This is a genomic window from Collinsella aerofaciens (assembly GCF_028209885.1).
Lineage (GTDB): Bacteria > Actinomycetota > Coriobacteriia > Coriobacteriales > Coriobacteriaceae > Collinsella > Collinsella aerofaciens_BA.
Map to the genome: position 1 here is coordinate 1 of NZ_JAQLEM010000047.1, position 10,262 is coordinate 10,262.

Here is a 10,262-nt window from a genome sequence, read left to right on the forward strand (position 1 = left end):
CCGTCAGCCTTCACCTCAAGGGAAAGCACCATGTCCTGCTCCTCATCGTCCTTTGACTGGGATACCGCAGGGACATTCGCTTTGCCCTTCCAATCCGCATGTGTGATGGCATACCCACCGCCGCCGATGAGAAGCGCCGCACAGAGGATTCCTGCGCCAGCCGCGCAGACCTGCTTGCGGGAGAACTCGCGTCCGAAGAGCATGAGCGGCTTCTTAGCGTTCTCCTCCTCCGTCGAATCCGATCGTTTAATTTCCCGAGAGCCGTACTCATCCATCGGCAAACTCCAGTTCAATTATCAGAGGTCTAACTTAGCGGCATTGTATTCCAAATTGTCACTTATATAGGTGTGACTCATATAGAACCGAAACGAATCATTGGCACAACCTATTAGGAGGTGCCAATGACTCAGTTAGATATAAAGATGGGGGTCGGGCTGAGAATAAAAGAGTTGAGAAACGAACTCGGCTATAGCCAGGAAACTATTGCGTACTCTATCGAAATGTCCCGAACATACTTCGCTGAGGTCGAAACCGGCAAGCGGAACATATCAATTGAAAATATCGACCGGATTGCACAAGGGCTCGGCGTTTCCCTGAAAGAGTTCTTCAACTCTGACCTCTTTGTCAAATAAGACAGAGCACAAATCGAATTAGAACGAAAGGACAGACTTCCAACGTCATCTAATGTCCAACAGGGCTTCAATAGCAATCAAAAGGTATCAAAGGGCTGCCGGAAACTGGCTTGCCCTACGGCAACGACAGCCTAGGTTTTCAACGCTTTCCATAGCCGGAGGGTCCCACATCCAGCCCGTAGGCTGTGGGAAGGGTTGAAAACCGGCCCTGAGGGTGAAACTCTGGGGTGAAATATGAAGTCGCGATGTTTTCCCCATAGAATGAACTTTCACCCCTTTTTCACCCCTCAGGCGGGTTTTACCCCTATCCATACAGAAACAGGTCAGACGATTTATACCGTCTGACCTGCTATTTCTCTGGTGCCCCCGGGCGGATTCGAACCGTCGACACCCGCTTTAGGAGAGCGGTGCTCTATCCCCTGAGCTACGGAGGCATGTTGTACTAGTGTAGCAGATTTACGCCACTACCATGCAGCGCATAGCCGCTCTTCGAGATAGTCGTCTGCGACGCTCTTTAATGACTAGTCGTTTAAGAACGTCGCAGGAGATTAGTTGCCTTTATGAAAGAGGCTTTTGATGACGGAAGGGATGCTCTTGGCGCCCTTGGCGGTCACATCGATAAAGTCGGGCGAACGCACGAGCTTATCCTCGTCGACGTACTTGCGGACCGCACGAAGCGTCTCTTTGTCGTCGCGCGTCGAAAACGTAAAGTGACCGTTGTCCTTGGTGAAGATGGCAAAACGCGTGATCTTCTTGGTGCCGCGCAAAACCTCGGCGGCAATATAGTCGACCTCGTCCCACGGGATTTGAATATAATCCTCGGGATTGCGCTCGTTATAGTACTCAAACGCCTTATTGCCCACCATTACGTTACCGTGACTGGTAAGCCCCATCAGGCAGGTTGCCGGCGTTGCCAGATCGACCGTGCTGTTCTGAGATTGCGCCATACGCGCCTCGCCCTCCAATAAAAAACAATCGGACCGCATCCAGTGTACCCACCGGGTGCGGTCCGTTTCAATGGCTCAAAAGCCCTTGCCTAGCAACTCTCGGTCTTAAGCCGAAGCGTGCTTACATGAAGCCGCAGACGCGACCGATGATGCCGACGGCGAAGAGAGCCAGGATGATGACGATCGGGCTGACCTTCTTCTTGAGGAGCTTGCAGACCAGCAGGGTCAGGCACACAGCGGCAAGGCCGGGGATGAGCTGATCGAGGTTAGCCTGAAGCGTGGTGACCTTAACCTGATCAAGGGCGGTAGCACCGATGGAGTTGTACATCGTCAGCGCTTCCTTGACGCCCTCGGAGCCGGAGGGCAGGCTAGCCCAGTCGATAAAGGCGCCAGCAGACTGCGTGACCTTGGAGACGACCGGGGTGAAGGAGATGGACACCCAACGCTCGACCAGGGCACCGATGATGAACATACCCAGGATGGAAGCACCCTCGGTGACCTTGCCCATCAGACCGCCGGAGAGGTCCTTGGCGATGGAGGAGCCGACCTTGTAGCCAAACTCCTGCGTGTACCACAGGAAGGCGTAACGGATGATGTTCCACGCGAAGAAGAACAGCAGCGGACCGGCGATGCTGCCGGACAGGGCCATGGAAGCGCCCAGAGCGCCCAGAATCGGGCGAAGGGTGAACCAGAAGGCAGGGTCGCCGACGCCGGCGAGCGGGCCCATCATACCGACCTTGACGCCCTGGATGGCGACGTCGTCAATCGGGGCACCGTTGGCGCGCTCCTCCTCGAGGGCGAGGGTAACGCCAATGACGGGGGCGGAAACATAGGGGTGGGTGTTATAGAACTCCAGGTGGCGCTTAAGAGCGGCAATCTGGTCATCCTTGCTGGTGTAGAGCTTCTTGATCGCAGGGATCATTGCGAAGCACCAGCCGCCGTTCTGCATACGCTCGTAGTTCCACGAGCCCTGAAGGAACTGATGACGGAAGCAAACCTTCTTACGGTCAGCCTTGGTGAGCTGAATCTTGTTCTCTGCCATATGTATCACTCCCCTCCTACTCGTAATCGTTCAGAATGTCGCCGAGCGGGTCGCCGGAGCCACCGCCCATGCCGCCACCCTGCTTGGCCAGATCCTTAAGGCCAAGGTAGATGAGGGCAAGGGAGATGCCGATGAGGCCAAGGGCGATCAGCGTGAGCTGAGGGATGGCAGCAAGGACAAAGCCGAGGATAAAGAACGGCCAGGTCTCCTTGGTGGCCATCATGTTGATGACCATGGCGTAACCGACGGAAGCGACCATGCCGCCGCCGACGGCCATGCCGCCGGACAGCCAGTCGGGCATAGCGTTAAGCGCGTTGGTAACAGCCTCGGCCGGGATGACGCACAGAAGTACTGCCGGGATGGCGATACGAAGGCCCTGCATGAGGATGGCAGCGTACTGCCAGCGCTCGATGCCGGAGAAGTCGCCCTTCTCGGCGCAACCGTCCATGGCGTGAGCGATAGCGGTAGCAATGGTACGGCAGATCATGGTCAGGAACAGACCAGCGACCGACAGCGGGACGGCGACGGCGATGGCCGCGGTAACGGCCTTGGCCGAATCAGTGGCGCCGCCGTTGAGGGCGAGCACCATGATGATCGAAGAAGCGACCGAGGCCAGAGCGGCGTCAGGCGCGACGGCGGCGCCGACGTTAGCCCAGCCAAGGGCCATCATCTGGAGCGAACCGCCCAGGAGGATGCCCTCCTGAAGGTGACCGGTTACGAGACCGATAAGCGTGCATGCCACGAGCGGCTGATGGAACTGGAACTCATCCAGAATGCCTTCCATACCGGCAAGCAACGCGACAATCGCAACAAGCAGAATAGTGATTGCAGACATGTATCGGACCCTCCTTTACTATGCTTGAGCGGCCAGTTCGGCCTTAGCTTTCTTCAACATGGCGTCGAGATCCTCGGAGGCATCCGAAGGAACCTTGCGGACCTCGAACTTGACGCCCTTGGCCTTGAGGGCCTCGAGGGTCTTGACGTCGTCATCGCCCATAGCGACGGCGTTGGTGACGACGACCTTGCCCTTGGAGTGAGCCATGGAACCGATGTTGACTTCCTTGATGTCGACGCCGGCCTCGATGGCCTTGAGCAGATCCTGCGGATTCTCGAAGAGCAGCATGGCCTTGGTGTCACCAAAACGCGTGTCCTTGACGACCTCAGCCATCTTCTTGATGGGCACGACGTTGGCATGGACTCCCGGAGGGGCAGCCTGCTCGATCATGGTCTTGCGGAGCTCGTCGTGAGCAACGCCGTCGGAAACCACGATGATGCGGTTGGGGTTGATCTGCTTGGTCCACGTGGTGGCCACCTGACCATGCAGCAGACGGGTGTCGATACGGACGTGGGCAATCTTGATGTGCCCGTCGCCGATGACCGTTCCCGGAGGGATGGCGCCTGCAGGAGCAGCGGCGGCCACAGCCGGCTTCTTCTCCTCGGGCTCCAGAGACTCGGGCTTGACGCGCACGCCAGCCTTTGCCTCAGTCACGAGATGTTTTGCGATCGCATGTGCAGTGTTCTTTGCATCAAAACGCTGCGAATATGCCTCAATGAGCATAGGCAGGTTGACACCGGTGACGATAGCCCAGGAATCATGGCCCTCGATGAGCCCGCTAATCTGGTTGAACGGCGTGCCGCCCCACAGATCAACGAGGAAGAGCACCTGCTCCTGGTCCTCGAAGGAAGCGATTGCTTCCTCGACCTTAGCACGGAAGTCGTCGGGGCCCATGCTCGGCTCGAGCGAGACCACGGCCACAGACGGCTGATCGCCAAAGACCATCGAGCCCGTCTGCTTGATTCCAGCTGCCAAGTCCCCGTGGCTAGCAAGAACAATACTTACCATCACATAACCTCCTTTTTGTCTACGTAATTCCTACACGACATGAAGGAAGTATACCTGTTTGGTTTGTGGAATTATAGCTAAATCCGCAAAAGGTTGGATTATTTGTTTAAACGTCTAGGTTTGTTACAAATTGATTACATTACTGTTTTTCGACTCATTACCTGATAAAGCGTCGCTCATCAAGCTATGTATTTTATAGATACAAGCAAGCTGTTCATTAATATCGATATTAAGCAAATGCGAATGTGCTCGTACTGTCACCATTTTGTTTAAACAGACATGGCTTGACTATTTGCGCGACTTATGATCTACGAAACCACTCAAAAAAGTTGCGGTGGAATAGTTCTTGTTTAAGAGCCAGAAGGCTGGATTTAGGAACTATTTCACCGCAACTTATAGGGGATCCTAGACGATGTGGAGGGGGTTGGCGGCGTCGACGGCGTCGGGGACGTCGGAAGGGCCGTCGGGGGCAGCGTCTGCCGGTTCCTCGTCGGGGGTCTCAATCTGCTTGATCATGACCTCTTGGCCATGGAGCAGATAGGTATCGCCGCTACCGCAATGGGGGCAGGTCTTGCCGTGCTCGACCGTCGCGTAGTCGCAGCCGCACGCCTCGCAATGCGTCACGGCCTCGACGGGCTCCACAATAAGCTCCGCGCCCTGCGCGATGGGCTTTTTATCTGCCGCCCAGCGCCAAGCGTCGAGCAGCAAGTCGGGAACGACGCCCGAGACCTCGCCCAGCAGCAGCGTGACGCTCGAAACGCGACTCACGCCATTGGCGCGCGCCACGTTCTCGACATCGCGAATGATGTGGTAAACGATTCCCAATTCATGCAAGGTAGAAACCTTTCAACAACGGTTGATGCGATGCAAACTCAAAGCAAGGGGACGGCAAAATCTAGCCTGCGCCGTCCCCTTACCCGCCATGGTTACCTATTTACGACCGAACTTGATTTTGATTGCACGCTTTAAAGCATACTTGCCAAGGCTCGGAAGCTTTTGCTCGTATTTGACCATCGTGGAGCACTCGGGGCGATCGCGATCCAGGTGGATGGCATCGAACGCGCACTTGGTGGTGCACAGACCGCAGCCGATGCACTTGTTGGGGTCGACGATCGAGGCACCGCAGCCCAGGCAGCGGGCGGTCTCGGCGCGCACCTGCTCCTCGGTAAAGGTCTCGACGTACTCGCTAAACGGCGCAGCCTTCTCGCGCTCGCGGTCGACATGCGCCACCTCGCGGCTCGCGTTGTCGTAGCTCTCGATCACGACATCGTCGCGGTCGAGCGCGGTGTAACGACGCTGGTTGCGGCCGATGGTGAGCGTGGATCCCGGCTGCACAAAGCGATGGATGGACACGGCGGCCTCGTGACCGGCGGCGATGGCGTCGATGGCAAAGCTCGGACCGGTGTAGACGTCGCCGCCCACAAAGATGTCGGGCTCGGCAGTCTGATAGGTCTGGGGATCGGCAAGGGCGCCCTGGCCGCGGCCAAGCTCCACCTTGGAGCCAGCCAGCAGGTCGCCCCACACAATGGACTGGCCAATCGACATAACGACACGATCGGCATCGACACGGCGCAGATCGTTCTCGTCGTACTCGGGCGCAAAACGGCCCTCGTCGTCAAAGACACGCGTGCAGCGCTTGAAGGTGATGCCGCACACGCGACCGGCCTCGTCCAGGTGAATCTCCTTGGGGCCCCATCCGCAGCTGATGTGAGCGCCGTCCTCAACGGCCTCGCGACGCTCCTCCTCGCTGGCGGGCATCTGAGCCTCGCTCTCCAGGCAGAACATCTCAACATGCTCAGAGCCCAGACGGCAGGCGTTGCGGGCAACGTCGATGGCCACGTTGCCGCCGCCCACCACAATGGTGCGGCCGGACAGGGAATCGATCTTGCCGCTGTTAACCTCGCGAAGGAAGTCGACGGCCACGGTCACGTCCTCGGCACCCTCGCCCGGAATGCCCGCAAGGCGGCCGCCCTGGCAGCCAATGGCAACGTAGAAGGCCTTAAAGCCCTGCGCGCGCAGCTCGTCGAGCGTCACGTCGCGACCGACTTCCACGCCATAGCGGAACTCGGCACCCATCAGGCGAATGATCTCGACCTCGGCCTCGATGACATCCTTCTGCAGCTTAAAGCTGGGAATGCCGTAGGTGAGCATGCCGCCCGGGCGCTCGTTCTTCTCGAACACGACGGGCTTGTAGCCCTTCTCGGCCAGGTAGAAAGCGCAGGACAGGCCGGCCGGACCGGCACCGATGATGGCGATCTTCTGGTCGAAGCCGCCGGCACGCGTCGGGGTCACCACAGGTGGGACATAGCGGGTCGCGGCATCCAGATCGCGCTGGGCGATGAACTTCTTGACCTCGTCGATGGCCACGGCGGCGTCCACGCGGCCACGGGTGCAGGCATCCTCGCAGCGGCGATTGCACACGCGGCCGCAGATGGCGGGCAGCGGGTTCTCGCGCTTGATGAGCGCCAGCGCCTCGTCGTAGCGACCCTGGGCAGCAAGCTTAAGGTAGCCCTGAACGGCAACGTGCGCGGGACAGGCCGTCTTGCAGGGTGCGGTGCCGGATTCATACGTCTCGATGCGGTTGTCGTTGCGGTAGTTGGGCGACCACTTGGCGTGGTCCCATTTGGTGGCATCGGGCAGCTCCTGGCGCGGATACTCGGGCACCTGTCCGCCGGCCTTTTTGCTGCAGAGCTTCTGGCCCAGCTTAGCGGCACCGGCCGGGCACACCTCAACGCAGCGACCGCAGGCCACGCACTTGTCCTTCTCGACCTTGGCGACATAGGCCGAGCGCGACAGGTTGGGCGTGTTGAACAGCTGCGAGGTGCGCAGGGCGTAGCACACGTTGACGTTGCAGTTGCAGATGGCGAAGATCTTGTTCTCGCCGTCGATGTTGGTGATCTGGTGCACAAAGCCGTTGTCCTCGGCCTGGCGCAGGATGTCGTAGACCTCGTCGCGGGTCACGTAATGGCCACGATCGGTCTCGACCACGTAGTCGGCCATATCGCCCACGGCGATGCACCAATCGGCCGGGTCGTCGGCGCAGCCCTCACCCATCACGCGACGGCTCGCGCGGCAGCTGCAGGTGCTAGCGGCATATTTGCCATCGTATTTGTCGAGCCAATGCTCGATATGCTCGATCGGCACCGAGGTGCTCGCGGCGTCGATAGCCTTCTCGACCGGAATGACATGCATGCCGATGCCGGCACCACCGGGCGGCACCATCGGCGTGGCCTTGGACAGCGGTCCCTTGGACGCCTGCTCAAAGAACTTGGCATAGACCGGGTGCTCCTCGAGCTGGCTCACGCGCATGTTGAGAAACTCAGCGGAACCCGGCACCAGCATGGGCAGCACCCACTGCTTGGCGCGCTCGGGGTTTTCCCAGTTGTACTCGAGCAGACCCGTGTAGCTCATGTCGTCGAGCATCTTCTCGATATCGGCTTCGGGCATGCCGGTGAGCTTGACCATCTCGGGCAGCGTATAGGGACGGCGCATCTTCATCTTGCAGAGCACTTCGGCCTGCTCGTCAGTCGCGGCCTCGGCAAACGACCAGTACTCGTAGCCCAGCAGCTCATCGCGATGCAGCAGACGGTTGGTGCAGTGCTCGCACAGCTTGACGATGGCCTCGCGCGGATGCTCCGGCAGCGGCGGCACGAACTCCGAACCGATGTCGGGCTCGGTGTAGCTAATCCCCGGTCCGTTGAGAATCATGGTTGTCCCTTCTCTTGCCACAGCCCGGCGAGACCGCGGCACCCCTCTTTTTTGCAGGCCGGGCATGCCCCCATGCCGTTCACCCGCCATTAGTTGACATTGTGTCAAAAATAGTATTGACGAACCGTCAACAATATTCAAGACTGTTAGGCGAACGGTCAGGCAAAAGAGGATGAAAGGCGGCAAAACATGAGCAACAACACAGCAGATACCTCTGTGGTCGATGCCGTCCCCGCATCCGATAGCGCGGCAAAGCGCTTGACGGGCGACGAACGCCGTCGCGAGATCCTCGCCGCCGTGCGCACCGTGAGCTCTGAGCTAGGCGTGTCGCATCTATCCGTCTCGGCCGTGACCAAGCGAGCCGGCTGCACGCGCTCATTGTTCTACCACTACTTTGCCGACATGGACGCCGCTGTCACCGCCGTCATGGACGAGGCGATCGACGGTTTTATCTCCGAGCTCGAGCAGTGGAATGCCAACCGCACCGTCGGTGATATCGAGGGCGCACTCGACACCGTCGCCCCGCTCTTTAAGCGCCTGGTCGTCAGCGGCCACGAGCTGCCGAGCACGCTTACCTCGAGCAGCGGCGCGCTCTACGGCGGCTTTTTGCACAACGTGGTCCAGCGTGTGGCGCAGTATATCTGCGACACCACCGTGGTGGATTTTGCCGCCCATCATGAGCTACGCATCGACCATGTCTACGAGACGTTCTACACCCTCATCATGGGGTTGTTGATGTATATCCGCACGCACCCCGATGTGCCCGACGAGACGGTCAAGGAAATCATCGCCTCGACACTCCACATCGAGGGCTATACCGCCAAGTATCCGGAGCGCAAGCCCCAGAACTGACGACATTTGGCCAAACTGCCCGCGATCAGAAGAGGGGCCGCGGGCGTGTGAAAGGAGAGCAGCATGCTGTTCGATGTTTGGGGTAGCGATACCCTTATCCACTGGGCCGGCTGGGCCATGGTCTTTATTGGCCTGATCGTGCTCAACGAGGTCGGCCGCCGCACCAAGCTGGGCGCGGCAATCATCTTTGGCGTGGCTCCGCTGGCCATGACCATCTACTGCGTCGCCATCGCCGTCGGCGTTTCGCAGGGTGCCGAGTGGGCGCTCACCAACCCCACCCATGTGTACCAGAACAGCTGGTTCCACTACGCCAAGGTGTACGCGGCGCTGGCTGGTTGCTGGGGCTTCATTGCCATTAAGTACCAGTGGGGCAAGATCGGCAAGGCGCATTGGTTCCGCGCGTGGCCGTTTGTGATCGTCGCCATCAACATCATGATCGCCGTCGTGTCCGACTTCGAGAGCGCCTATCACTTCTTTGTCCTGGGCGAGTCCACCTGGGTCACCTCCGAGGGCGCCACGCAGCTGGCCGGCTGGAACAACGTGTTCAACGGTATCGCGGGCATCATCAACATCTTCTGCATGACCGGTTGGTGGAGCGTCTACGCCTCCGAGGACAAGACCGACATGCTGTGGCCCGACATGACCTGGGTCTACATCATCGCCTACGATATCTGGAACTTCTGCTACACCTACAACTGCCTGCCCACCCACTCCTGGTTCTGCGGCTTTGCGCTGCTGCTGGCGCCCACCGTCGCCGCCTTTATCTGGAACAAGGGCGGCTGGATTCAGAACCGCGCCTTTACGCTGGCCATTTGGTGCATGTTTGCCCAGGTGTTCCCGTACTTCCAGGAGGAGTCCATCTTTGTGACGCACTCCACGCTCGATCCCGGCGCCGCCACCGCGGTCTCGGTCGCCGCGCTGGTCGCCAACGTCGCCGCGATCATCTACGTCGCCTACCGTGCCAAGAAGCTCGGCCGCAATCCCTACAAGCAGGATGTCTTTGAGGGCACCAGCGATTGGGAGAAGGCCACTGCCCGCCGCGCCAAGGTTGATTACGCGCACGCCGAGTAACGTGCCTGGCGCAGACATCGCTTGAGCGCGAAGCAGCATAGCCGGCTCCGCGCAACTCAACGCATTGCAGAGCCCCCGGAATGTGATTCGTGAACTGCACCCCAAAACTTGGACGGCTTAAATAAGAACTACGCCGCAAGGGACTGTCTCCGGAACTCCTCCGGGGT

Annotated in this window: 10 protein-coding genes and 1 tRNA gene; 3 read left to right on the forward strand and 8 right to left on the reverse strand. The window is 59.2% G+C overall.

The window, feature by feature from the left end; translation table 11 throughout:
• Nucleotides 1–275, reverse strand: a 275-nt coding sequence (locus PMX21_RS09345) for a hypothetical protein (protein ID WP_271759224.1), incomplete at its 3' end; no start/stop codon positions are given.
• A 126-nt stretch (nucleotides 276–401) separates the two neighbouring features.
• Here PMX21_RS09345 and PMX21_RS09350 point away from each other — a divergent pair.
• Nucleotides 402–632: a helix-turn-helix domain-containing protein gene (locus tag PMX21_RS09350; RefSeq protein WP_271759225.1), complete on the forward strand. Its 231-nt coding sequence runs from the start codon at nucleotides 402–404 to the stop codon at nucleotides 630–632.
• Between the two features lie 358 nt (nucleotides 633–990).
• Here the strand turns inward: PMX21_RS09350 and PMX21_RS09355 are convergent.
• From PMX21_RS09355 to PMX21_RS09385, 7 genes are all read right to left on the reverse strand, one after another.
• Nucleotides 991–1,066 (reverse strand) — tRNA-Arg (locus tag PMX21_RS09355).
• A gap of 114 nt (nucleotides 1,067–1,180) precedes the next feature.
• A complete protein-coding gene (locus PMX21_RS09360) occupies nucleotides 1,181–1,579 on the reverse strand; it encodes a DUF956 family protein (protein WP_238022763.1) in 399 nt (132 codons plus the stop codon).
• Nucleotides 1,580–1,700: 121 nt separating this feature from the next.
• Nucleotides 1,701–2,621 carry a PTS system mannose/fructose/sorbose family transporter subunit IID gene (locus PMX21_RS09365; protein ID WP_271739910.1) on the reverse strand — a complete coding sequence of 307 codons (921 nt, stop codon included), beginning with the start codon at nucleotides 2,619–2,621 and terminating at the stop codon, nucleotides 1,701–1,703.
• A gap of 16 nt (nucleotides 2,622–2,637) precedes the next feature.
• Entirely contained in the window at nucleotides 2,638–3,456 is an 819-nt protein-coding gene (locus PMX21_RS09370) for a PTS mannose/fructose/sorbose transporter subunit IIC (protein ID WP_195445880.1), read from the reverse strand.
• An 18-nt stretch (nucleotides 3,457–3,474) separates the two neighbouring features.
• Nucleotides 3,475–4,464, reverse strand: coding sequence for a PTS sugar transporter subunit IIB (locus tag PMX21_RS09375; protein ID WP_238022764.1), 990 nt, complete (start codon nucleotides 4,462–4,464; stop codon nucleotides 3,475–3,477).
• A 405-nt stretch (nucleotides 4,465–4,869) separates the two neighbouring features.
• Nucleotides 4,870–5,298, reverse strand: a complete 429-nt coding sequence (locus PMX21_RS09380; RefSeq protein WP_271759226.1) for a hydrogenase maturation nickel metallochaperone HypA/HybF — start codon at nucleotides 5,296–5,298, stop codon at nucleotides 4,870–4,872.
• A gap of 96 nt (nucleotides 5,299–5,394) precedes the next feature.
• A complete protein-coding gene (locus tag PMX21_RS09385) occupies nucleotides 5,395–8,172 on the reverse strand; it encodes an FAD-dependent oxidoreductase (protein WP_271759227.1) in 2,778 nt (925 codons plus the stop codon).
• Nucleotides 8,173–8,361: 189 nt separating this feature from the next.
• On the opposite strand from PMX21_RS09385, the gene PMX21_RS09390 reads away from it, so the two are divergent.
• Both PMX21_RS09390 and PMX21_RS09395 read left to right on the forward strand, forming a co-directional pair.
• The gene (locus PMX21_RS09390; protein ID WP_195445876.1) at nucleotides 8,362–9,024 is read left to right on the forward strand and encodes a TetR/AcrR family transcriptional regulator; all 663 of its coding nucleotides are present in this window, start codon (nucleotides 8,362–8,364) and stop codon (nucleotides 9,022–9,024) included.
• A gap of 63 nt (nucleotides 9,025–9,087) precedes the next feature.
• Entirely contained in the window at nucleotides 9,088–10,095 is a 1,008-nt protein-coding gene (locus tag PMX21_RS09395; protein WP_271759228.1) for a DUF5692 family protein, read from the forward strand.
• The last annotated feature ends 167 nt before the right edge of the window (nucleotides 10,096–10,262 follow it).

Excerpts from the sequence above, each read along its gene's own strand:
- PMX21_RS09350 (WP_271759225.1), top strand. The coding sequence starts at position 402 with ATGACTCAGTTAGATATAAAGATGGGGGTCGGGCTGAGAATAAAAGAG.
- PMX21_RS09360 (WP_238022763.1), bottom strand. The coding sequence starts at position 1,579 with ATGGCGCAATCTCAGAACAGCACGGTCGATCTGGCAACGCCGGCAACC.
- PMX21_RS09365 (WP_271739910.1), bottom strand. The coding sequence starts at position 2,621 with ATGGCAGAGAACAAGATTCAGCTCACCAAGGCTGACCGTAAGAAGGTT.
- PMX21_RS09370 (WP_195445880.1), bottom strand. The coding sequence starts at position 3,456 with ATGTCTGCAATCACTATTCTGCTTGTTGCGATTGTCGCGTTGCTTGCC.
- PMX21_RS09375 (WP_238022764.1), bottom strand. The coding sequence starts at position 4,464 with ATGGTAAGTATTGTTCTTGCTAGCCACGGGGACTTGGCAGCTGGAATC.
- PMX21_RS09385 (WP_271759227.1), bottom strand. The coding sequence starts at position 8,172 with ATGATTCTCAACGGACCGGGGATTAGCTACACCGAGCCCGACATCGGT.
- PMX21_RS09390 (WP_195445876.1), top strand. The coding sequence starts at position 8,362 with ATGAGCAACAACACAGCAGATACCTCTGTGGTCGATGCCGTCCCCGCA.
- PMX21_RS09395 (WP_271759228.1), top strand. The coding sequence starts at position 9,088 with ATGCTGTTCGATGTTTGGGGTAGCGATACCCTTATCCACTGGGCCGGC.